Here is a 22,683-nt window from a genome sequence, read left to right as displayed (position 1 = left end):
CAGTCAGCCCGAAAACCCGGCGCCCGTGCCGATCCTCCGCGTCTTCTAACGATTTTTCGCGCCGTTGAAAGAGCCGCCGGTCGGTCGGTCAGGGCAGAGGCGAGACGCCGAACAGCCATCCGTGCAGTCCGCCGAGGAAGATTGCCGCCAGAAGAAGGCCGGCGACCACGGCCAGGATGTCGCCGCGAACGCTGGCGGGACCTGCAGCAGCCCCGCGCCTGATGGCGCTTAGATAGTCGAGGACGGCCCAGACGAAAAAGGCGCCGAAGAGGACGAGATCGGCATCGGTGCCATTGGCGAGAAGATGGGCGAAGGCCCACAGGGCGACGCCGAGCACCATCGGATGGCGCACCGCGGCCTTGATATGGCCGGGCGGGGTATAGGCGGCGGCGACGAGCACGAAGGCGATCGGCACCAGGATGAGTGCGACATGGCGAAGACCCGCTGGAGGATCGTAGACCGCGACGGCGCTCTCGCGGGCAAGGCCGTAGCCATAGACGAGAAGCACGAGCCCGATCAGGGAAATGACCGAATAGACGCCCTTGAAGCGCTGCTCGCCCAGCTTTGCGATCACGCGATTGCGTCCGGACTCCACGAAGATCCGGACGGAATGAACGCTGAGGAAAAGAACCAATCCCGCGATCAGCACCAGCATGTTCGATTACCCTTTTCGGCCAGCACGGCCGGCATCGGCCCTGCCCGGAAGACCATCGCAAGATTGCGGGACAATGACGAGCGGATTTGAAGGCCCGCGGACATCTGTCGCGACGCGGCCATGGCTTTGATGCAACCGCGATCGCGCCCCCGCCCTACGAAACGCGGTGCTGCCAATGGATCGGTGGGGTTTCCCCATCGGCGCAGGCTGCCTACCATGGGCCGTCGCAGCTGGCGGCGTCGAGAACCGGTCGGCGGGTCGATGACCGGCCAGATGAACAGAAAACCGAAGAGGACGAACGGATGAGACGAACGATCGCGCTGGCAGCCATGGCCGGACTGATGCTTTCGGCAGGTTGCAGCACGAGCGAGCGGACGGCCCCGGCCGGGCCGGCATCGCAGCTTCCGCCACCGGCGGGAACGCCGCAAGCGACGGGACCCGCCGCCGCCGGGACGTGCAATGCCGGGGCCGCGCAGTTCCTGGTGGGACGCCTTGCCAATGTCGAGGCGACGGACGCCGCCAAGGAAGCGACCGGGGCCGAGAATGTGCGGGTCCTCTTCCCGGGCCAGCCGGTGACACAGGAATTCGAGCCCGGCCGCCTCAATCTCGACACCGACAACCAGAACCGGATCACGGCAGTGCGCTGCGGCTGATGCCGCTGAAAGCCTGTTGTCGCAAGGCCGGCGTAGTATCGCGGTCTTGACCTGACCATCGCCTGCGGGAGCCAGGCTATCGCTTGCGGGGAAACGTCTCCCGCAAGCGATGAAGCGCCCGATCGGGAACGCGATCGGGGGCGAAGCGCTTTCAGGACGGAAAATCGAAGGAGACGGAATCCATGTCGATCTGTTGGCGCGATCTCTGGGCGACCGCCGCACTCGCGGTGATCGCTTTCGGCGGCGCCGTTCATCCCGCGGCGGCACAGCCGGAAGACCCGGCCGAAATTGCCCGCGAACAGGGCGTCGAAGTCTCGCTCGGCGACTGGGCGGTAAAGACGCAGCTTGCCTCCGATCTTTCCCGCAAGATCTCCGACATTCCGCTGACGGTGCGGGTGCCTGAGGATGTCGCCGCGGAGGTCTGCCCGCTCGGCTCCGACGACCTTGCGCAACAGGCGACGGTCAATCCCACGCGCACCTGCGCCGCCAAGTCGTTGACCGACGCCCTCAAGGAAGCCGTTCGCCGCAGCCTCGACGGGGACTGATCCCGGCGGGCGGCCCTCCTTTTCGTTTGCGGCACCGGATCGGCGAGGCGCTGCGAACACTATCTGCCACAGCTTCGCCCGAATTCTTGCCTCAACCAGCATGCGCTGCGTTCGGCCGCAGGCAAGGCACGGGCGGAGCGCGCGAGCCGAGCGGAGGCGGGCTGGTTCGCATTGCCCCTATCTTCTATGGACGACGCCAACAGCGATCCGCCGCGCCCTTGCGGCAACCCTCTACGAAAAGGTGAGGCATGAACCTCATAGTCCCGGCCCTCGCAGCCGCCCTCCTCCTCGCCGGATGTACGTCGGATGCCAAGATCGAAGAGGCGTTCAAGCTGAGTGCCCCCGAAGACGACGCGCACTGCCAGTCGCTTCTGATGCGGCCGGGCGAGCTCGTCTACGCGCAGTGCAGGCTGGCGCTCCGCAAAACCTATCTGAACAATTTCGCCGAGCGGAAGGCGGTCATCGAGGAGAAGTACGGCTCGCTGCCCCAGTCCCTGGATCGCGCGCTGCGGAACGACGCGTTCTGCAATTACGACGAAAGCGTCAAGATGCTGCAGCAGCAATCGCCGGAAGAGGTCATCGCCGAGACCGCCTACGACAGTTGCGAGACGACGCGCACCGAACTCGCCTCGGCCTTCGCAGCCGCTTCCGGCACTCCCGCCGAGACCCTCATCGCCCTCGAGCGCCCGATGATCATCTCCCAGAACATCGAAGCCGTCCGCGAAGCGAGGGACGTGATCAACGGCTGATCCCCCCGTCGCGACAGCGACGCGGACGTCCTTGGCCCTCTCGGATGTCTTGGAAAAGGCAGACCAAGGGGCGATCACGGAGTCTTCCTGGCGACGATTATGCAGCTTCACGGCCGAGCGATGCGCATGGTCTCCCGCGCAAGGATGGCGCCGGTAACGCGCGGAGGCGGGTTTCGCGCCACTGATCCGATCCTGGCCATCCGCTGCTTATTTCGTTTCGCCTCGCAACGGTTGCTTGGCGGCATTGAAGATCAAACCATGATTCGACATGCCGCGTCTTCGAAGGTCGACGGGGGCAGGCAGCGGGCACGGCGCCTATCCTCCCGGCTCGTAACGCGAATTTACAAGAGTTGAGGCGTGGATGGCACAGCGCCGACAGCTTCGGCTGGTTTCACAGGAACAGAAAATTATCAATATTTTTCAAAAGGTTGACGAGAGGTCGTTTCGGCGGGTAACCAGCCGTTAAGCTTGTCGTGAAACCATTCGAACGTTCGCAGTTCGGTGTGGCTTTCTCGCACTTGCTGCTAGCGCTTTTTGGCAACAGGTTGCCGACGCACCGGCCGCAATCGCGTCGGGATCTTGAACTGCGGCATCAACCGTCAGAGACTGATAGGTATCACCATGAAGAAAATCATCATCGCATCGGTCGCGTGCTTCGCCCTCGCAACCTTCGCAGGTTGCATGGGCAAGGGCATCGGCAAGGGCAAGGGCAAGGCTCCGGTCGCTCAGCCCGTGTACGAAGAGCCGGCCTACGTCACCAAGGGCTAATGCCCTCTTGCTTGGGGGAGGCGTCATTCGACCCTCCCTCAAGCCTCCTCGATATCTGCGTCTTTCCAAAAGCCGGCGTGCGTGCCGGACGATGTGTGTTTCGGGCTCAAAGCCCCTCGTTGGTCGTATCGCCACATGAGAGTGGCTTGGTACGGCGAACCCTTGAAAGGCGAGACTTATGGTTTCTCCCCTCGTCAGACTCGCTGCGGTCGCCCTTCTGACCGTCGCCACGGCCGGCTGCACGACCGGCTCGTCGAACACCATGACGGCTGGCGCGCCGATCACCTCGCCCTCCTCGCTGATCAAGCCGAGCGCCTATGCGCCGACAGCCGACGAGAAGGTCGCCAAGCCCTATTTCATTTCCTTCCGCTCGCGCTCGGCGATGAGCTACGGCCATTCCTTCGTCATCTTCGGCAAGCGCGACGAGCAAGGCCGCGTCCCGATGGACAGGAACGGCGTGCTCCGCCCCGACATGGCCGAAATCGCAGGCCTGCATCCGGCGACGAGCAGCAACGTTCCCTATACGATCGGCCACGTCCTGCCGGTCCCATCCGAGACCGGCCCCAGCGACGGCGACAGTGAACAGGCGTATATGACGGCACAGTTCACGATCCCGCTGACGGAGGCGCAGTATCGGGACGTCGCCGCCTATATCCACAAGCGCCAGAAGGACAGCCCGCTCTGGCACGCCGTCCTCTACAATTGCAGCAGCTGGATCGGCGAGATCGCCCAGCATATGGGCCTGAAGACGCCGAACTCGGTTCTCTTCCCCAAGGAATACGTGACCGAGCTGAAGAAGATGAACAGCTGAGGCGATCGCCTCAGCCGGCCCAAGGGGGGCCGCCTCCTTCCTTTCGTCACTCGCTTCCAAAGCCCGGTGCCTCGCGCGCCGGGCTTTCGTCGTTTGACGAGAGCTTGTGATAGAAGTGGCGGAGGCGAAGGCACAGGCCTTCCGGGCGTCTTTAGAGCGCCGGCGTCTTGATGCTCGCCACGAGGTCGGCGAATCGCTCGCCCTGCACCGAGATGTGGCTGCGCAGCTCCCGCTCGGCCCGCTCGCCCTCGCCCGCCGCGATGGCGGCGACGATCCGCTCGTGCTCGGCAAGCGAATCGCGCATGCGCTTCGGCACCCGCAGCTGCAGCCGGCGGAACGCCTTCAGGCGCTGATGCAGCCGCTGCGCCTCGCCTGCCAGAAAAGCATTGCCGCAGGCGCCGTAGATCAGGTGGTGGAAGCGTTCGTTTTCATAATAGTAGCTGTCGGGATCGTCGGCCTTCGCGGCCGCCTCGCAGGCGCCCAGCGCCTCCCTCAGCCGCAGCAGTGCGCCGGCATCGGCACGCCGCGCCGCAAGCCGTCCAGCCATCCCCTCGAGCTCCGCCATCACCTCGAACATCTCGACAAGCTCGGCCAGCCCCACCTGGCGGACGAAGGCGCCGCGATTGGGGATGTGCGCGATCAGCCCGGCCGAAGCGAGCTGGTTGATCGCTTCTCGGATCGGCGTGCGCGACACCGCGAACCGGGCGGCGAGCGCGGATTCGTCCAGCCGCTCGCCGGCCCCGAGGAGGCCGGTGACGATCTCCTGCTCCAGCGCGTCCCTTATCGTCTGGGCCTTGCGCCGCCCTTGGCCTTGGCCGTTGCGTGCGGTGGGCACAGCGGTCGCGGCGCCCTCCCCTCGCGGCCGGCCATCGGGCAAAGGCTCGGAGACGAAGGATGCCTGCGACGCGGTGCGATCCGGAAAGGTCATTAGGATCGTATACAATCGACTTGACATGGCATGCAAGGCCGTATTGGCTGACCGCCACGCGCTTGGGAGAGCGTCAAGACAATCCAAGGGAGGAACACCATGAAATCGATCCTGATGACAGCCGTCTGCAGCATGGCTCTGACGGCGAGCGCCTTCGCGGCTGACGTCACCTTGCGGGCCTCGCACCAGTGGCCGGGCGGCAAGGGCGACGTCCGCGACGAGATGGTCCAGATGATCGGCAAGGACGTCGAGGCTGCCAATGTCGGCCTGAAGCTGCAGGTGTTTCCGGGCGAATCGCTGTTCAAGGCGAAGGACCAGTGGGGCGCGGTGACCAAGGGCCAGGTGGACATCACCGCCTTCCCGCTCGACTACGCCTCGGGGCGGCATCCGTCCTTCTCGGCCACGCTGATGCCCGGCCTCGTCGGCAATCACGACCGTGCCAAGCGCCTCAACGACTCGGCGTTCATGAAGGACATCAAGGCGGAGATCGACAAGGCCGGGGCGATGGTCCTGTCGGACGCCTGGCTGGCCGGCGGCTTCGTCTCGTCGACCGAATGCGTCACCACGCCGGACAGCGCCAAGGGCCAGACGCTTCGCGCGGCGGGCCCGGCCTTCGAGGAGATGCTGGTCGGCGCCGGCGCCTCGATCTCCTCGATGCCCTCGTCGGAAATCTACACCGGCATGCAGCAGAACGTCCTGACCGGCGCCAACACCTCGTCGGGCTCGCTCGTCTCCTACCGCATCTACGAGGTCTCCAAGTGCCTGACGGCACCGGGCGAGAACGCGCTGTGGTTCATGTACGAGCCGATCCTGATGTCCAAGCGCTCCTTCGAAAAGCTCGACAAGGCGCAGCAGGACGCGCTCTTGGCCGCAGGCAAGAAGGCCGAGGACTATTTCGCCGAAGAAGCGCCCAAGCTCGACCAGGAACTCATCGACGTCTACAAGAAGGCCGGCGTCGAGGTGACCACGATGTCGAAGGAAAACTATGACGCCTGGCTCGATATCGCGAAGAAGACCTCCTACAAGAACTTCTCCGAGAAGGTGCCGAACGGCAAGAAGCTGATCGACGAAGCGCTCGCCGTCGAATAAACCTTAGCCCTTGTGACGGGCGGGCGTTCGTCGCGCCCGCCCGTCGAAATTCGTCCTTGCAGCGGAGGGCGCCGATGCGCCTCTACATCGCGGTCGTCTCGGCGATCTCGCGGGCTCTTGCGGTCATCGCCGGACTTGCCCTCGCCTCGGCCGTCCTGGCGGTCACCTGGATGGTGTTCGTGCGCCGGATCCTCGGCGAATCGACCGTCTGGCAGACCGAATACACGACCTATGCGATCGTCGCCGCGACCTTTCTCGGCGCGCCCTGGGTCCTGATCAAGCGCGGTCATGTCAATGTCGACGTCCTGCAGCTCGCGGCCTCGCCGAAGGTGCGCCTGGTGATGGAAGCGCTGTCGGGCCTCCTGTCGCTGGTCTTCGTCGCGCTCCTCGCCTATGCGGGCTGCTTCTACTTCGAGGAGGCGTGGTCGAACGGCTGGACGTCGGAGACGGTCTGGGCCGTGCCCCTGTGGATGCCGCTCCTGCCGATGCCGGTCGGCACCGTGATGCTGGCGCTGCAATATGTCGCCGAGCTGATGCGGCTGGCCTATCCCGCGGATCCGGCCGAGCCGGACAACGCCCTGTTTTCAGAGACGATCCGGGAGACCGCCCGATGAGCCCCGCCATCGCCGGCTTCACCATGCTCGCCGCCCTGTTTGCGTTCCTGGCGCTCGGCACGCCGATCGCCTTCGCCCTCGGCCTCGTCTCGATGGGCGCGCTGTTCACCGTCTATGGGGTGTCCTTCCTCGAGACGCTCGGCGAACAGTTCTTCGGCTATCTCTCGCCCTTCACCCTCGTCTCGGTGCCGATGTTCATCCTGATGGGCGCGGCGGTCGCCTCCTCGCCCGCCGGCAAGGACCTCTACGTGGCGCTCGATCGCTGGCTGAACCGGGTTCCGGGCGGCCTCGTCCTGTCCAATCTCGGCGCCTGCTCGATCTTCGCGGCGCTGTCGGGCTCCTCGCCCGCCACCTGCGCCGCGATCGGCAAGATGGGCATCCCCGAGATGCGCCAGCGCGGCTACCCGCCGGAGATCGCGGCCGGCTCGATCGCGGCCGGCGGGACGCTCGGCATCCTGATTCCGCCCTCGGTGACGATGATCGTCTACGGCATCGCCACGGAGACCTCGATCGGGCGGCTGTTCCTCGCCGGCCTCCTGCCGGGGCTGATGCTGACCGTGTTCTTCATGGCCTGGACGCTCTATGCCTGCAAGCGGCAGGGCCTCGGCCTGTCGGAGCTAACCGAGCGCTACTCCATGCGCGAGCGTTTCGCCGCGCTGCCGCGGGTCCTGCCCTTCCTGGCGATCATCGCCGGCGTGCTCTACGTCCTTTACGGCGGCGTCGCGACGCCGTCCGAAGCTTCCGGGATCGGCGCCTTCTTCTGCCTGATCCTCGTCGCGGTGGTCTACGGCATCTTCTCGCGCTCGTGGAAGTTCTCGCAGATGCCCGAGATCTTCCGCGACACGCTGAAGGAAAGCGTGATGATCATGCTGATCATCGGCGCCTCGGAACTCTTCGCCTTCGCCCTGTCCTCGCTCTTCATCACCCAGTCGATCGCGCAGGTGATCGCCGATCTCGACGTCAATCGCTGGGTGCTGATGGGCGTGATCAACCTCTTCCTCCTGGTCGCCGGCTTCTTCCTGCCGCCGGTCGGGGTGATCCTGATGACCGCGCCGATCCTTCTGCCGATCGTCATCAATGCCGGCTTCGACCCCTACTGGTTCGCGGTGATCCTGACGATCAACATGGAGATCGGCCTGATCACGCCGCCCGTTGGGCTCAATCTCTACGTCATCAACGGGATCGCGCCGGACATCTCGCTGGCGCAGGTCCTGCGCGGGTCTTTCCCCTATGTCCTGTGCATGGTGCTGGGGATCGTCTGCCTCTGCATCTTCCCGCAGATCGCGCTGTTTCTTCCCAACCTTGTCAGCGGAGTCGGGGGATGAGCCGCGTTTCGCTTCTGTCCGACCTGCTCAGCTCGCTCGGCGCCCGCTCCTGGTTCCTCGGCGACGACGCCACCAAGCCGATGGACGTCCCGGCGATCTCGGCCCTCTGCCGCAAGCTCGTCTCCTCGAAGGGCGAGGCGACGGGCGTCCGGCTCGCGGCGGAGATCCTGAAGGCGATCAGGGCGCTCGACGAAGAGGCGACGGTCGCGCTGTTTCAGATGTTCGCGGAAGACTTCATGCCCGACGAGGAGGCGCTTCGCGCTGCCGCCGAGGCCTATGCCGACGCGCCCGATCCGGCGAACCTTGCCCGGCTCCAGCATCTCGCCGAACCGCCGCGCCAGGAACTCTTCCGTCGTCTCAATCTCGCCCCGGGCGGGACGGCCGAACTCGTCAAGCTGCGCGAGAAGCTGCTGCCGCTGATGCGCGCGGACCGGGAGAAATACGGCCCGGTCGACGCGGATCTGCGCCATCTCTTCCAGTCCTGGTTCAACCGCGGCTTCCTCATGCTGCGGCCGATCGACTGGAACACCCCGGCCTCGGTGCTGGAAAAGATCATCCGATACGAGGCGGTGCATGCGATCGGCACATGGGACGAGCTGCGCCAGCGCCTCGCGCCCGCCGACCGGCGCTGCTTCGCCTTCTTCCACCCCTCGATCCCGGACGACCCGCTGATCTTCGTCGAGGTGGCCCTGACCGAGGAGATTCCCGCCACGATCGCCTCAGTCCTCGACCCGGACCGCATCGTGATCTCGCCTCAGGTGGCCGAGACGGCGGTGTTCTACTCGATCTCGAACTGCCATAGCGGCCTTGCCGGCGTGTCCTTCGGTTCCTTCCTGATCAAGCAGGTGGCCGAGGACCTGAAGGAGACGATCCCGAACCTGAAGACCTTCGTCACGCTGTCGCCCGTCCCGGGCTTTGCCGCCTGGATTTCGAGCCTGCCGGACGAGATGCGGCAGAGGCTGGAGCCGGCCGAGAAGCTGGCGCTGGCGATCCTGTCACAGGAGAACTGGGCGGCCGATCCCGTGCGCGCCGGCGAGGCGCGGCCGGGCGTCCTCTCGCTCGCCGCGCGCTACTTCCTGCGCGCCAAGCGCCCCGACGGGCAGCCGCAGGACCCGGTCGCGCGCTTCCATCTCGGCAATGGCGCGATGCTCAACCGGATCATGCATCTCGGCGATTCCTCCGCCCGCGGCATGCGGCAGGGGCACGGGCTGATGGTGAACTATCTCTACGACCTGCCGCGCGTCGAGCAGCGTCACGAAGCCTATGCCAGCGACGCCGAAGTCGCCGCGAGCCGGGCCGTGACCGCTCTCCTGCCCGGCCGGGCCGGACATTCCATGAAGGACGTCGCATGACCAATACGCTTTTCGACGCGCTCACCTCGACCGCGGCCGGCGAGCCCGACCGGCGCTTCGCGCTCCTGCCGGATGGCCGCCACTATACCTACGGCGATGTCGACAAGGTCTCGGCGCGCTTCGCCAATGTCCTGACCTGGCTCGGGCTGCAGCCGGGCGACAGGGTCGCGGTCCAGGTCGAGAAGTCGATCGAAGCCCTGATGCTCTATCTGGGCACGGTGCGGGCCGGCGGCGTCTTCCTGCCGCTCAACACCGCCTATACGCCGGCCGAAATCGCCTATTTCCTCGGCGACGCCAAGCCGCGTGTCTTCGTCTGCGATCCGAAGAAGCGCGACCAGCTCGCGCCGGTGGCGCGCGAGGCCGGGGCGGCGATCGAAACGCTCGGCGTCTGGCAATCGCCCGAGACCAGCGCCGGCTCCCTCAGCGACAAGGCGCTGGCTGCCAAGGAGCAGTTCGAGACGGTTGCGCGGGGACCGGACGATCTTGCCGCGATCCTCTACACCTCCGGCACGACCGGGCGCTCCAAGGGCGCGATGCTGACTCATGAGAACCTCCTCTCCAATGCCGAGGTACTGAAGGACAGCTGGCGCTTTACCGAGAGCGACACGCTGCTCCACACCCTGCCGATCTTCCACACCCATGGCCTCTTCGTCGCCTGCAACACGGTGATGATCTCGGGCAGTGGGATGATCTTCCTGCCGAAGTTCGACGTCGAGGAGGTCTTCAAATACCTGCCCCAGGCGACGTCGATGATGGGCGTGCCGACCTTCTACACCCGGCTTCTCGCCGACGATCGGCTGAGCCGGGAGACGGCGGGTCATATGCGGCTGTTCACGTCGGGGTCGGCGCCGCTGCTCGCGGAAACCCACCGCGCCTTCGAAGCCAAGACCGGCCAGCGCATTCTCGAGCGCTACGGCATGACCGAGACCAACATGAACACCTCCAACCCCTATGAGGGCGAGCGGCGGGCCGGCACGGTCGGCTTCCCGCTGCCGGGGGTCTCCCTGCGGATCGCCGATCCGGAGACGGGTGAGACGCTCCCGGACGGGGAGATCGGCGTGATCGAGGTGAAGGGACCGAACGTCTTTGCCGGCTATTGGCAGATGCCGGAGAAGACCGCCTCGGAATTTCGGCCGGACGGTTTCTTCATCACCGGCGACCTCGGCCTTGTCGACGCGGACGGCTACGTCTCGATCGTCGGCCGCGGAAAGGATCTCGTCATCACCGGCGGCTTCAACGTCTATCCGAAGGAGGTCGAGCTTGCGATCGACGAACTCGACGGCGTCGTCGAGAGCGCGGTGATCGGCGTGCCCCATCCCGATTTCGGCGAAGGGGTGGTCGGCGTCGTGGTGGCGAACAGGCCGCTCGAGGAAGCGGCTCTGACGGCCGCTCTGAAGGATCGGCTCGCGCGCTTCAAGCAGCCCAAGCGGATCGTTTTCGTCGACGAACTGCCGCGCAACACGATGGGGAAGGTACAGAAGAACGTCCTGCGCGAACGCTTCGCCTCGCTTCTGGCCGAGGGCTGAGCGGCGCCTGAACGCAGCGAAGCCGCCCCGGGGAGGACGGGGCGGCTTCCGGCTGTCCGACGAACGAGGGACGGGGGACGATGGGACAGCCGATCGGAACCGGCGCCGCGCCTAGCGGCAGACCTTGCGGTGCTTGACGACGAACAGCTTGTTGCCGTGGTAGTCGTAGCCGACGAACTTGCGATAGGTCTTGGTGCGGCAGACCTTGTGATACGTCTTGACGTGGTGGCCGTAGTGCCGAACGTGATGATGATTGCGGTGGTAGCCATTGCCGTAGCTGCCGGCTTCCGCCGGAGCGATCAGCGCAGCCGCGGCGGCAGCAGTCGTCGCAAATGCGATGAGGGTCTTACGGAACATGGTCGGATAACTCCGGTTGGTTGCTGGTGACACCCTGCTGAGTGGAAGCGCCAGAGCCGAATTTGCCGACCGGGATCGATTTTTTCTCGCGACAGACAGTCGGAGGGCCCAACGTAAAGACCGCCGGCGTTGCGGCCGGCGGTCAGAATGCTTGCGGATCGGTTGGATGCGGTGCCTGCCGGGATCAGGCGGCAGGGACGAAGGAGAGCTCGAACGTCACCGGGGAAGACGGGGTGATGTCGATGTCGCCGGCGGCCTCGCTGAGCTTCTTGAGCCCGTCGGCCATGTTAAAGTCCGTGCCGCTGACGGTCACCGGCTGGCTGGAGGTGACCTGGACCATATCGTCGGACAGGCGCGAGATGATCACCGGCACGGTCATCTCCTTCGAGACGCCGCGGATCGTCAGCGTCAACGGCAGATCGTAGGAGATCTGGCGCTCGTCCCACACCGTCTGCATCGCTGCGGGATCGATCTTGGCCTTGATTTCAGCTTCCGGGAACTCGTCGATGTTGAACAGGAGGAAGCGCATCCGGACGTCGCGGATGTCGATCCCGGTATTCACCGATTCGAGCTTGATCTTGATGTCGGCATCGCCGCTCGCCGCCACCTCTCCGGACATCGTCCCGAAACTGTGCGTCTCGACGACAGTCCCCTTCTTGATCGTGACGAAATTGACGCGCGAGCGTCCCGGATCGAGGCGCCAGTCCTTGGCGAAGAACGCCGCCTTGGCATCGACCGTCGGGCTTTGCGTCGGCGCCTCGATCGGGGCGGTGCTGCGCTCAGTCGAGGCGAGTTGCGCGGTGGGCGCCGGGGGCGACACCGACTCCTCGCGCACCCAGCCGTCGACATTGTATTTGACGCCGTCGACCGTATAGAAGCCGAGCCGCATCCATTTGTGGCCGTTGCCGTCGGTTTTCTCTTCCATGACGCAGGACTGCGCCGAGCTCGGGACCAGGGCGAAGGCGAGGCCGCCGCCCGAATCCGGCAGGTCGAAGAGTTCCGCCTGCGCCTCCATGGTGCGGTAGAACTCGCATGCACTGGCGGCGGTGCCGCCGGAAAACGCTGCCGCAGCCGATAGCGCGGCCAGCGCGACGCCTTTCTTGCGCATATGCTTGCTCCTTGTCATCGTTGGTCCTCGTCTGCGGACGGTTCGCATGGCCGGGCGTCCTAGTTGCAGCCGCTCTTGGCCCAGGTCGCCAGAGCCTTCTTGTAGGGCCCGCCATAAGGATGCTGGATGCGGATGATGTTGACCGGACTGGCCGCGTAGGACTTGCCCTGGTCGCAGAGCCGATCCTTGTTCCACTGGTGGCAGGACGTGCACTGCTTCTTCCAGCGCGTGTCCGGCAGGCCGTCGATCGGCGAGAACAGCGGCAGGCTGTTGGCGAGCTGCTCCAGGCTGCGCCCGCGCACCGGGAACGGCCCGAACGGCACCGGCTCGGCGAAGTTCAGCTGTGCCGGCTCGGGCTCGGGGACCGTCCCCGGCAGCGCAGCGTCGTCGGTCGGCTGGGGCTGAGGCTGGCCGGCGACCGGCTGATCGGCGCCGGGATCGCTCGGCGGCGTCTCCATCTTCGACAGGTAGCGCAGGCTCGTCCAGCCCTCGACCGTTTCCGACCCGCTTCCGTCCGGCCGCGACTTGGTGACGACGAGGCCCCAGTCCTGGCCGCTCGTGGATTGGGTCTTGGAAAGACACACGATCTCGTCCTGGCGCAGGACGTCGATGATGTTGCCGAAGACGTTCGGCTCGGCGCGCATGTTCAAAAGCCGCGCCTCGACCCGATAATTGTCGCAGGACTGAGCCGCGGCAGGCAGGGCGAACCCAAGCCCGCCAAGCACGATTGCGAAAAACACGCGGAACTTAGACATACACTCAACCTCTTCGCTTCGGACTGAACAGGACACTTAACCGCGCTCATCTGCGAACGGCGGTCGTGGCGGCGGACTGGGCGGGCGCGGTGAACTGCAGGAGGCCCGAGCCGCAGCCCTTCGGGCATTGGCTGGCGTCGCGCGGCAGGGCGGCCGCGCTCAAGATCGATTTCACCTCGTCGGCCGTGACGTCGGGGCGTTCGGCCGCAACGATGGCGGCCGCGGCGGAGACCAGCGGCGTCGCCATGGACGTGCCTTCCTTGAACTCGTAGCCGCCGTCGACCATCGACAGAATGCCGTCGGGCCGGCCGTTGCCGTCGTCGTCGCGGCTGTTGTCGCCACCGGGCGCCAGGATGTCGACGCGCGGGCCGAAGTTCGAATAGGGGGCGATGAAGCCGCGGGCGTCGCTCGCCGCGACGGTGATGACGCCGCTGCAATTGGCCGGTGTCTGGGTGGTCGCATCGACGCCGTCATTGCCGGCGGCGACGATGACGACCGCGCCCTTGGCGAGCACCTCGTTCACTGCCGCCTGAAAGGCGAGGCTGCACGGGCCGGGCCCGCCGAGGCTCATGTTGAGGATCTTCGCCGGGTTGGGGTTGAGCGGGATCCCGTCGACCGGCAGGCCCGCGGCCCAGCGCACGGCGTCGGTGATGTCGGAATCGAAGCCGCCGCATTTGCCGAGCACGCGTACGGGCAGGATCTTCACCACGCCCGGCGCGGCAATCCCGACGCTGTTGCCGGTGGCGACCGCACCGGCGATGCCGGCGACATGCGATCCGTGGAAGGTGCTGGCGCGCGCCGGCGTGCCCTCCCCGCAATCGTTCGCGGCCGGACCGTCGCCGGGATCGCTCGCATCGGCGTCGCGGCCGTCGCCGTCATTGGCGACGAAGGGCAGCGTGATGAAGTCGTAGCCTGGGAGGACCTCGCCCGTAGCAAGGTCCTGATGGCTCTTCACGAGGCCGGTGTCGATGATCGCGACGACCGGCGCCGCCTGGTTCGCCGAGCCGCTGAGGCCCGCATGGGCGACGAAGCCACTTCCTCCCGGCAGCGCATCGTTCGTGACGGCGCTCGCATTGGTCTTCAGCGCCCATTGCAGCGGCAGCAGCGGATCGTCCGGAAGCGCCTGGGGCGTCACGGCAAGCGCCGGGACGGGATTGCGGGCCGGCGGTGCTCCCACGATGGCGTCGATCGAACCGGAATCCGGCGTATCGGCGATGACGCGGCCGCCTCTGGGAGCAGTGGACCCCTCGATCAGGGCATTCATGGCATCGGCCGGGTTCGCCTGCGTCGGAAACCACATGACGCTCGGTTCGACCGCCGCGACCTCGGGCATGCGGCGCAGCGCCTCGACCATCTGGGAGGCGCGCGCGTCGAGCGCGGAGGAGAAATCACCGCCGGTCGCGGCGACCGCGACGGGCCGCACGGCGATATTGGCTTCGCGTTGGCCGGCGGTGAGCGGCAGCACGAAACTCTGGCCGGACTGGCGGCGCATGGCGGCGACCGCGGCAGTCGCCTGGTCGAGAGCGCCGCCGGCCGATTCCTTGCGCCGGTTCATTTCGGTCACGAGGCTTTCGTGGCTCGCCCCCGGCTTCAGGGTGACGATGACGCGGGTCGGATCGATCAGCCGGACGGCGGGGGTCTTCAGCGCCGGGGCGGCGGTCGGGGAAATCTGCCGCGCGGCTTCGGCGCGGCTCTGTTGGGCCATGGCGCCGGGCGCGAAAGGAAGGACAGTCAGCGCCGCCGAGGCGATCGTCAGCCGAAGGCCGGCGACGACGGCGGAGGAAGCGGCGAGCGGGAAACGGACTTCAGCCTTGCACATCGAAATCGGTTCCGGGAAAGCGGGGATGAGCGAAAGGGCCGACGTGGCCGCGCGGCGGGAGCGGCGCCTTCAAGTCGAAGGCGCCGCGCCGGTCTCAATTCTCGCGCAGGCCGAGGACCTCGACGACGATCTCGTTCGAGCCGATGGTCTGCGGTTCTGCGACGACGCCCATCAGTTCGAGCATCAGCCGGATGTTGCGCAGGACGCGCTGCTGGTCGGCGCGGGTCTTGTACTGGAACGTCACCTCGGAGAAGTCGGAGTCCGAGACGTTCAGGTTGATCGCGCACTTCCAGAAGGCCATGTACTCTTCGACCGCGTTCACCTGCCGCTGCTCGAAGCCGCGGAATTTGACCGCATAGGTGGTCGGGAGGTTGCCGCAGGCCGAGGAGCGCCTCTCGTGGACGATCGTCCCCCGATCGGCATGCGCAACGTCGGTCTCGATCGCCTCGTTCGCGGCCGTGTTCTCCGAGCTGGAGTCGTCGTAGCTGTCCGAGCTGGAATATTTCCGGCCGAGCAGCGCGGCGAGCTGGATGGCGAGCTTGTTGCCGGCATTGCGGGCGAGCTTCTCACCGTTCTGCGAGACGAACTCCTTCACGCAGTGCGGGTCGGCCTGGGTGCCGTTGATGGCGGTGGCACAGCCGGTGAAGGGCACGCCAGCGGTGTCGATGTCCAGGTTGTCGCCGCCGAAGAAGCGGCCGCTGCGCACGTCGAGCGCCCGGTAGTTGAGCGACATCTGCAGCTTGACGATCTGCGTGTAGGGATCGGTCACCGCCCGGGCATAGAGGGTGTAGGGAACGACGACGTCGAGGGTCGGGTTCTTGACCGTGCGGGCGAGCGAGATCAGCTCCTCGTCGGTCCGGCGCTGGCGATCCTGCTGGTAGAAGTTCAGCGAGACGCTGGTCTCGTCATAGACGTCCATGCCCTCGATGCCGTAGCGCTTCAGCACCGACTGGTAGGCCGGGGCGTTGAGCGTCTGGTTGAACTCCGAGAGGACGGCGTTCTGGATGCGGTTGTTGCGCGGCAGGCTTTCGGGATCCCAGTCCTCCTGCATCACGACGATATTCACGGTGGCCGCTAACACGCCGGTCGTGGACAGGGCGACGCCGAACATGGCGAGGGCGGCAGTCTTGGCAAGCATTCTCATATCGGGTCTCCGAAACGGGAAGGTTCAATGGCTGCGATGGATTCGAGCGGCAGTCGCCTCTCGACTTTCTGGCGGGAAGGATGCGTGGGCGTACGGCACCTCCCCTAGTTCTGGATCGCGGAGTTCTGCCCGGCGGCAGGGTTCACCGGCTCGACCGGCTCGACCGGTTCCTGCGGCTCCGCAACCGGGGGCAGAGCCACCGGCGCCGCAGCAGCAGCGTCGTCGGGCGGATCGCCGCACGGCACCGGCGTACGCCGGCTGCCGAAGTCGTCGAGCCCGGTTCGCGTCGGCCGCGGATCCTGCAGCCGGGAGGCCGCGTCGCAGTCGATGTCGGCCGAGGACGGTCCTTCGTATTCGACGAGGCCGAGTTCCTCCGCCGTCGGCTCGGACGCTCCGCGCGGCAGATAGCTTGTGTCGGGGGCGCGGAAGCTTTCCGAGGTCGGTCCGCTGTAGTCGTCGGCGATCAGCGTGATCTCGACCCGGCGGTTGATGCCGTCCTTCGGCCGGCGCCGGTCGGCAAGGCGCGTCTCGCCGAAGCCGACGACCACCAGGCGTTCGGGATCGATCCGGTAATGCTCGACCAGATAGCGCTTGGCCGAGAGGGCGCGACGCTCCGACAGCCACTGATTATAGCCCTCGGAACCCGCGGAATCGGTGTGGCCGGCGACGAGATAGCGGCTGCCGTCGAGCTCCGTCGTCGCAAGCGCCGCACCGAGATCGTCGAGGACGTCAGCGGTCTCGCCGGTGATCTTCGCGCTGTCGAAATCATAATAGACCGCAAGATCGATCGAATGATTGTAGTTCAGACGGACCGACCGGCTGCCGCGCTTGTGCGGCAGGGGGATCTCCATCTCGATGATCCGCTGGATATAGGCGCTGTCCGAATAGCGGCTGCGTGCCGCCGGCCGCAGCGACCGCACGATCCGCTCGGCGCGCTCGCTCATCTGATGGTTCTGCTGCGCCGCAGCCGGCGTGGCGAGCTGTGGCGTGGCGATCGGTGCAGCCGTCGCCAGAAGCGCCGCGAGCACCAACCGCACCGCCCGATACTCCATGCCTTTTGTTCTACGCGTAATCGTTGCCATGATTGCTACGCCTTGTTGCTGCTGTTGGAACTCCAACAAAGGGGTGGAAAGCCCAGAGCGATTTCAGGTGGCATCGGAGCTCATTGGCCAACGATCATGCTGTTTAGGGGATCGGCCGGCGAGCCCGGCCGCGGCGTCCCCGCATCGGCCCGGCTCGGAGCCGATGGCTGGCTGTCCGTGACGATCTCGGTCGCCGGCGCCGCGCCCGATCCCGCGCTCGGCCGGTCCGAGCCGGCAGCGGAGACGGCGGGGACGCCGGGCGTCCCGGCGGTCGTCGACGCGTCGACCGAGGTACGCAGCAATTGGCTCTCGTCGAGGATGTCCCCCATGTTCGAGCCTTCATTGAAGCTCGCGGGATCGTTGATCGACAGGCCGCCGCTGTGGTGCAGGCCGACGACATGGCGGTTTATGTCGAAGATCAGCGCACCGGAGGACCCCGGCAGCGTGTCGCAGCGATGCCGCAGCATCTTGCCGTCGCCCTGGTTGGGTGCGGCATAGCAGCGGAACGAGGTCATCATCTTCGGCTGGCCGGCCGGGTGGTGGATGAGGGTCAGGCGTTCCAGCGGCTGCACGTGATCATGCGAAATCGGCACCGGCACCAGATCGGCGGGCGCGAGCCCGGCGAGACGGGTCAGCGAATAGTCGAGCTTGGGATCCTTCTCGACCGGCATGGTTTCGACCGGAATGCGCGTCGTCTTGCTGTCCGACCCGTAGTAGTCGAGCAGGATCGAGGCCTCGAGCACGCGGCCGGTGAAGCCGGGAATGCAGTGATAATTGGTGAGGACCATGTTGCCCTCGACAATGGTCGCCGTGCAGGTGGACAGGAACTGCTTGCCGTCCTCCTCCACCTTCAGGTCGAGGCGTCCCACCGCCCGCGTCAGGAGGCGGATCGGATCGTCGTCGCGGAGGAGGCCCACCGGCTCGAAGACGTTCTGGCGATCGACGACCTCGCGGGCGGCATCGCCGAGCGACTCGTGCACCGGCAGGACGACCTTGCCGTAATCGTTCGCCGGCAGCCGGAAGTCGGCGGCCTCGGCCGTCTGCGCTGCGGCGATCAGCGCAATCAGCGAAGCGGCGAGGCGCATCGCCCGCGCATGCCGAGATCCGCTCTTGCCTCGGATGGTGTGCGTCACGATCATGATGACGGCCTTCAGCTTCCGGGTTTGCTCTGATGGGTGACGTGGATCGAGAAGGACTCGACCGTCGGATTGTCCTTGTCGATCTGATCGTCCCAGACCGCATCGACCAGGATGGTCAGCGCCTTGATGTCGAGCGGGCGGATCGGGACGAGGATCTCGCGGCCGGGACCCAGCGCCATGCCGGAGTTCAGCCGGCTGTCGGAGACGATCGCGATGGTGCGCAGTTCGTCGCCCACCCGCACCACCACGGTGCGCTGATCGGATTCGTTGCGGATGCCGAGAAGGCACAGCTGGCCGAGGTCGAAATCAATCGTTCCGCCGATCTCCGGCGCATGGCGCACACGGGTCGAGGGGCGGATATCGAAGAGAACATCCTGACAGGTCTCCGAGGGCAGCGGCTGCACCGAGATGACGCTGAGATTGCGAAGCGGGTGGTCGCTCTTGACCCACCGCTCGTCCGAGCCGTCCCGGCTGATCGGAGCGCCCGCGGTCTCGCCGCCGATCTGCGGAGAGTTCACGGTCGCCGCCGGTCCCGGCTGCACCGGCGGCTGCACGGCCTGCGGCGCCTCTGTCGGCTGGTTGCCGAGGATGGCGTTGATGTCGCTTTCGGCCAGGCTCGGCGTCGCCGCGACGAGCGCGGTCCATGCAAACGTGGCAGCAAGGCGCGTCAGGAGCCAGGTTCTGGCCCGATACCGCGCCGGTCCTCCCATGCCGGTCATGCGCCTTCTCCCTGTTCCTGCCGACCGCGCCACGCGGCCGTTGCGGCATGCCGGTTCATTGAATGCGGATGGTCACCCGGTCTTCCCGCCCGGACGCCGCATCGCGCAGCACCGCCTGTGCATCGAGGTCCTGCGGCGAGCGCGAGAAGAAGAAGATCGTCGTTTCGCCGGCGCCGAGATCGGTGTCCGAGACGAGGGAGGCATTGCCGGGAATGCCCAGGCCGGCGAGGCGCGGATCGAGCGTCAGAGCCCGCGGACCGTCGGCGAGATTGCGAAAGCGAAGGCCGCAGAGCCCGGGCCTGGAGGCGACGACGAGCCCGTCGGCTCCCTGGAGCGCCGGTTCCGTCGTCAGCGGCCGGCCATAGAAAATCCGCTCCTTGCATGCCGCTCTGTCCTCTGCGTAAAGCCCGTCCACCGAAAGAACCGGGCCGGCCGCGAACTCTGCGCGTTCGGGCGGATGTCCCGGGTTCGTTGGCTCAGTGGAAAGCCCAGAGGAAAACACGAGATAGGCAAGTCCGGCGCTGCCAGTCACCGCCAGGAGCGACAGCGCGATCAGCGTCGGGATGCGCGAAAGGCGCCTTCCCCTGCCGTCCGGCTCCGCAGCATCGGCGCCCGTCTCCGCTCCACCGGCAAGGGCAGGCAGCTTCTCCCCGGCATCGCCCGGAAGCGGCAGATCAAAGGCTGCGAAGACGTCGGCAAGACGCTCGGCGATCATGAGTTCGGCGCCGTAGCGGCGGGCGAAGGCCTCGACCACCTCGCGCTCGGCCGGTGTCAGCGGCGGCGGGACGACCATCACGATCCGTTCGTCCCGTGCCCGCGCCTCGCTGAACAGGGCTTCGCTCAGGGCGAGCTTCATCGGCAGGTGGTATTCGGCGGGCAGCGGGTCGAGATCGGCGTCCACCATGCCGGTCGCCCAGACAAGGGTCGGCGTCGCTTCGTCCAAGAGCCCCGCCAGTTCCAGGCAGTGCGCGATCAGGACCGGCAGCTCCCAGGAGCGCCCGCAATCGAGATCCCCGTCGAGGCTGAGTTCCACGGCCGGCAGATCGGGCGCGACCTGCCGCAGCGGGCCGTTGACGAAGCGGTCATAATCACCGGACAGGGCCAGCGGACGAAAATCCCCGGCGATCGCCATGTAGCTTGCCGGCAGCCGAGGGCGGCGCCGGACGCCGCGGATCACGACCGGCCCCGCCGTCGTCGGAATGATCAGTCTCGGACCCGGCTTCATGTCGGACCGCGTCACGTCGGATCGCGTCGATCGGGACCCTGTGCGAATAACGAGCTGAGCATCCGGACCCGGCCGATCATTCCGTAGGGTTGCAAGCGAATCCATTGCGGCTCACCAGGTAAATTGACCCGCTCCCAGGCGACCGATTCTCTCGCTTGCTAGCGCCAGATGCACGATACCCAACCTATTCCTACGAAAGGTAGATCTCCGTTTCCGGATCTTTCAACATGTCTATGACAGTTTGATCTTCCCTAGACAATGGATCAAGTCCCGTCTGGACGATTTTGCCGATAGGCTTACCGAGAGGCAGGTCCAGCGACTGGCGCATTCCCTCATGGATCAACGTCAGCTGGCGCGGCAGCGCCAAGCCTTCGGGACCGCCCACCACGACGAAGACGGCATCCTCTTCCTCGAGGACTTCAAGCCGGAAGGCGCCGATGGTGCGGGCGATCTGCGTGTCGGTGCTCGCAGCCCTGGCAGCGGGGGAGAAGGCGAGGCTCTTGGCCTGGCTCTGATAGCGCTTCAGCCGCAGCAGACCGAGCGGAACAGGCGTGCCCGCCGGCGGACTCGCCTCGCCCGACAGGAAGGCGGCGACGTCGATCCGCGGGGCAGATCCGGCGCCGACGCCATCCGTCTCCGGCGAGGCCAGACGGCGGGCGGCCTGGCGCTCGACGAAGCGGCGCCGGGCCTCCGCGAGGTCTTCGGGAGTGTCGATGGATTCGAGCCGGATGCTCACGGAGCCGTCCTTTCTTGCTTTGGGTCAGGGCGCGGTCTTGCGCGTCAGGAAACGAGGTAGAGGCGCCGCAGCTGGGCCGCGAAGCGTTCGCGGTCGGCTTCGAAGCCGGCATCGAGGCGGTCGCCGGCCAGCCGCTGGAGAACGACGGCACGGTAGGCACCGAGCCCGCGCGCCACGGTGACAAGGGCGGTTTCGACCGCAGCGAAGGCCTCGGCGAGCTCCGCGCGGGAGCGCGCCAGCGACTGGCTGCGGCGGCTCTTGAGGAGCGCGAGCCCCTCAGAGCGGACCGTCTCTGCCCGGACGTCGGCGGCCGCTTCCTCGGATCTGACGGCGAGCGCGATCTTCAACCAGTCGCGCATCGCAGTTTCCAATTCGGCGACCTCCCCCATCAGCGCCGTGTAGGTTCGGGCTTCCACGCAGGTGACCCGCTCTTCGAGCGGCAGCGTTGCCCGGCCTGTCCTCAGACTATTGGAAAGCGCAGACTGGATCGGGTGGAAGGCCAGGAGCCGTAAGGTAGCCGTCGGCAGGGCGCAGCCGAAGACACCCGCCGAGAGGATCGGCGCGGCGAGCATTCCCTCCTTCTTCTTCAGGATCTTGACCGTGCCAGCCTCGATCGCCCTCAGGGCTGCGAGCGCGGCTTCCTCGCCCTGCCCGGCCTCCTCCGCCGCGCTCTCGGCCGCCTCGGCGGCGAGTTCCAGGTCCGGCCCGTCCCCATCCAGATCGCCCTCGTCCTCGCGCTCGAACGGATCGACGAAATCGACCGAGAGAGCGCCGGCGATCCCGGGCGCGTCGACCTCGGCGGCATTGCGCATGGCAGATCGCGCCCGCGCGCCCCGCAGCGCGTCGACATAGTCCTTCATGGCGAAGTAGCTGGCCTGATAGGTGCGGAAGTAGCTGTTTTCTTCCGAGACCCAGAATTCGAGCACGCTGTCGTCGGTGACCTTGTCACCGGCCGTGGCGAGATAGGCGCGGAGGATCGAAAAGGCCGAGGTCGCATGGCCGTCGTCGAAATGCTCGGTCCGGTAGCGATAGAGGATCTTCGAGATCATTCGGACGCTCGCCTCGATCGTAGCGGCGTCGGCGAGCCCGCCGGCAAGGCAGGCATCGAGCTGCCGGGCGATCTCCTCGGCATGTTGGAAGCCGTTGCAGGTGATGAGGAATTCCAGATATTTCTGGAGCAGCTTCAGGCGGAACCGATCGACCATCAGGGCCCCGCCGGGGGCCCTCAGCTGCACCGACCCGCCTTCGTTCGCCTGCACGGCCGTGTGGCCGGACTTTCTGAGCGCCGTCAGCATGGACGGCGCCGGGCTCCAGAGGAAGTCGAGGCTCGTGCCGAGCCCGGCCTTGACCTCGCCGAGCGCCGCCAACAGGGCCGCCAGCGCCCAGACCGGCTTGTCGCGATTGGACGACCAGCCATTGGCGATCGTCTGCGCCAGGGCGAAGCGGAAGCGATCCGAGGTCTCGCTGCCGTCGAGGACGGCATCGAACTCCGATTGGGCCGTCTCCGACCAGGTGAACAACGCGTTGGACTGCGTCATGGCGAACCTTCCGCTGGGAACGAACTCATCCAGAGAGGCGCCGGCA

23 protein-coding genes are annotated in these 22,683 nt (G+C 66.4%); 10 read left to right on the top strand and 13 right to left on the bottom strand.

Annotated elements, in window-relative coordinates:
* Nucleotides 1-88 precede the first annotated feature (88 nt).
* Complete coding sequence (locus tag LH400_RS10095) at nucleotides 89-655, bottom strand: NnrU family protein (RefSeq protein WP_229152550.1); 567 nt, start codon at nucleotides 653-655, stop codon at nucleotides 89-91.
* Nucleotides 656-957: 302 nt separating this feature from the next.
* Between LH400_RS10095 and LH400_RS10090 the strand changes: the two genes are divergently transcribed.
* The 5 genes from LH400_RS10090 to LH400_RS10070 all read left to right on the top strand — a co-directional run bounded on the left by LH400_RS10090 (nucleotide 958) and on the right by LH400_RS10070 (nucleotide 4,181).
* Nucleotides 958-1,308 (top strand): I78 family peptidase inhibitor, encoded by a 351-nt coding sequence (locus LH400_RS10090; protein WP_229152549.1) that lies wholly within the window; start codon nucleotides 958-960, stop codon nucleotides 1,306-1,308.
* 182 nt (nucleotides 1,309-1,490) lie between these two features.
* Entirely contained in the window at nucleotides 1,491-1,853 is a 363-nt protein-coding gene (locus LH400_RS10085) for a hypothetical protein (protein WP_229152548.1), read from the top strand.
* A gap of 248 nt (nucleotides 1,854-2,101) precedes the next feature.
* Nucleotides 2,102-2,602 carry a hypothetical protein gene (locus LH400_RS10080; RefSeq protein ID WP_229152547.1) on the top strand — a complete coding sequence of 167 codons (501 nt, stop codon included), beginning with the start codon at nucleotides 2,102-2,104 and terminating at the stop codon, nucleotides 2,600-2,602.
* 621 nt (nucleotides 2,603-3,223) lie between these two features.
* Nucleotides 3,224-3,370 (top strand): ABC transporter, encoded by a 147-nt coding sequence (locus LH400_RS10075; RefSeq protein ID WP_229152546.1) that lies wholly within the window; start codon nucleotides 3,224-3,226, stop codon nucleotides 3,368-3,370.
* 178 nt (nucleotides 3,371-3,548) lie between these two features.
* Nucleotides 3,549-4,181 carry a hypothetical protein gene (locus tag LH400_RS10070; RefSeq protein ID WP_229152545.1) on the top strand — a complete coding sequence of 211 codons (633 nt, stop codon included), beginning with the start codon at nucleotides 3,549-3,551 and terminating at the stop codon, nucleotides 4,179-4,181.
* A gap of 151 nt (nucleotides 4,182-4,332) precedes the next feature.
* On the opposite strand, the gene LH400_RS10065 is transcribed toward LH400_RS10070, so the two are convergent.
* Nucleotides 4,333-5,016 carry a GntR family transcriptional regulator gene (locus LH400_RS10065; RefSeq protein ID WP_229152544.1) on the bottom strand — a complete coding sequence of 228 codons (684 nt, stop codon included), beginning with the start codon at nucleotides 5,014-5,016 and terminating at the stop codon, nucleotides 4,333-4,335.
* Between the two features lie 192 nt (nucleotides 5,017-5,208).
* On the opposite strand from LH400_RS10065, the gene dctP reads away from it, so the two are divergent.
* The 5 genes from dctP (at nucleotide 5,209) to LH400_RS10040 (ending at nucleotide 11,015) form a co-directional block, all read left to right on the top strand.
* Complete coding sequence (gene dctP, locus LH400_RS10060) at nucleotides 5,209-6,198, top strand: TRAP transporter substrate-binding protein DctP (protein WP_370638367.1); 990 nt, start codon at nucleotides 5,209-5,211, stop codon at nucleotides 6,196-6,198.
* A 74-nt stretch (nucleotides 6,199-6,272) separates the two neighbouring features.
* Nucleotides 6,273-6,812, top strand: a complete 540-nt coding sequence (locus LH400_RS10055; RefSeq protein WP_229152543.1) for a TRAP transporter small permease subunit — start codon at nucleotides 6,273-6,275, stop codon at nucleotides 6,810-6,812.
* Nucleotides 6,809-8,137, top strand: a complete 1,329-nt coding sequence (locus LH400_RS10050) for a TRAP transporter large permease (RefSeq protein ID WP_229152542.1) — start codon at nucleotides 6,809-6,811, stop codon at nucleotides 8,135-8,137. Before LH400_RS10055 ends, LH400_RS10050 begins: the two co-directional genes overlap by 4 nt.
* Nucleotides 8,134-9,489, top strand: coding sequence for a malonyl-CoA decarboxylase (locus LH400_RS10045; protein WP_229152541.1), 1,356 nt, complete (start codon nucleotides 8,134-8,136; stop codon nucleotides 9,487-9,489). Before LH400_RS10050 ends, LH400_RS10045 begins: the two co-directional genes overlap by 4 nt.
* Nucleotides 9,486-11,015, top strand: coding sequence for a malonate--CoA ligase (locus tag LH400_RS10040; RefSeq protein WP_229152540.1), 1,530 nt, complete (start codon nucleotides 9,486-9,488; stop codon nucleotides 11,013-11,015). The genes LH400_RS10045 and LH400_RS10040 overlap by 4 nt, the downstream gene beginning before the upstream one ends.
* Nucleotides 11,016-11,126: 111 nt before the next feature.
* Here the strand turns inward: LH400_RS10040 and LH400_RS10035 are convergent, their stop codons facing one another.
* The 11 genes from LH400_RS10035 to LH400_RS09985 form a co-directional block, all read right to left on the bottom strand.
* A complete protein-coding gene (locus LH400_RS10035; RefSeq protein ID WP_229152539.1) occupies nucleotides 11,127-11,372 on the bottom strand; it encodes a hypothetical protein in 246 nt (81 codons plus the stop codon).
* Between the two features lie 184 nt (nucleotides 11,373-11,556).
* A complete protein-coding gene (locus LH400_RS10030) occupies nucleotides 11,557-12,480 on the bottom strand; it encodes a YceI family protein (RefSeq protein ID WP_229152538.1) in 924 nt (307 codons plus the stop codon).
* A gap of 59 nt (nucleotides 12,481-12,539) precedes the next feature.
* On the bottom strand, nucleotides 12,540-13,235 hold the full coding sequence (locus LH400_RS10025; RefSeq protein ID WP_229152537.1) for an SH3 domain-containing protein: 696 nt from the start codon (nucleotides 13,233-13,235) through the stop codon (nucleotides 12,540-12,542).
* Between the two features lie 46 nt (nucleotides 13,236-13,281).
* Entirely contained in the window at nucleotides 13,282-15,054 is a 1,773-nt protein-coding gene (locus tag LH400_RS10020; RefSeq protein ID WP_229152536.1) for a S8 family peptidase, read from the bottom strand.
* A gap of 94 nt (nucleotides 15,055-15,148) precedes the next feature.
* A complete protein-coding gene (locus LH400_RS10015; RefSeq protein WP_229152535.1) occupies nucleotides 15,149-16,192 on the bottom strand; it encodes a hypothetical protein in 1,044 nt (347 codons plus the stop codon).
* 110 nt (nucleotides 16,193-16,302) lie between these two features.
* Nucleotides 16,303-17,280 carry an OmpA family protein gene (locus tag LH400_RS10010; RefSeq protein ID WP_304502362.1) on the bottom strand — a complete coding sequence of 326 codons (978 nt, stop codon included), beginning with the start codon at nucleotides 17,278-17,280 and terminating at the stop codon, nucleotides 16,303-16,305.
* An 80-nt stretch (nucleotides 17,281-17,360) separates the two neighbouring features.
* Nucleotides 17,361-18,419 (bottom strand): S1 family peptidase, encoded by a 1,059-nt coding sequence (locus LH400_RS10005; RefSeq protein ID WP_229152534.1) that lies wholly within the window; start codon nucleotides 18,417-18,419, stop codon nucleotides 17,361-17,363.
* 11 nt (nucleotides 18,420-18,430) lie between these two features.
* Nucleotides 18,431-19,138 carry a hypothetical protein gene (locus LH400_RS10000; RefSeq protein WP_229152533.1) on the bottom strand — a complete coding sequence of 236 codons (708 nt, stop codon included), beginning with the start codon at nucleotides 19,136-19,138 and terminating at the stop codon, nucleotides 18,431-18,433.
* A gap of 55 nt (nucleotides 19,139-19,193) precedes the next feature.
* Nucleotides 19,194-20,378: a hypothetical protein gene (locus LH400_RS09995; protein WP_229152532.1), complete on the bottom strand. Its 1,185-nt coding sequence runs from the start codon at nucleotides 20,376-20,378 to the stop codon at nucleotides 19,194-19,196.
* Between the two features lie 175 nt (nucleotides 20,379-20,553).
* Nucleotides 20,554-21,099, bottom strand: coding sequence for a hypothetical protein (locus LH400_RS09990; RefSeq protein ID WP_229152531.1), 546 nt, complete (start codon nucleotides 21,097-21,099; stop codon nucleotides 20,554-20,556).
* Between the two features lie 44 nt (nucleotides 21,100-21,143).
* Nucleotides 21,144-22,637 (bottom strand): hypothetical protein, encoded by a 1,494-nt coding sequence (locus LH400_RS09985; RefSeq protein ID WP_229152530.1) that lies wholly within the window; start codon nucleotides 22,635-22,637, stop codon nucleotides 21,144-21,146.
* Nucleotides 22,638-22,683 lie beyond the last annotated feature (46 nt).

Source organism: Jiella soli, from assembly GCF_020615385.1.
Lineage (GTDB): Bacteria > Pseudomonadota > Alphaproteobacteria > Rhizobiales > Rhizobiaceae > VKMB-3413.
This window is presented reverse-complemented; position numbering and strand designations above follow the sequence as displayed.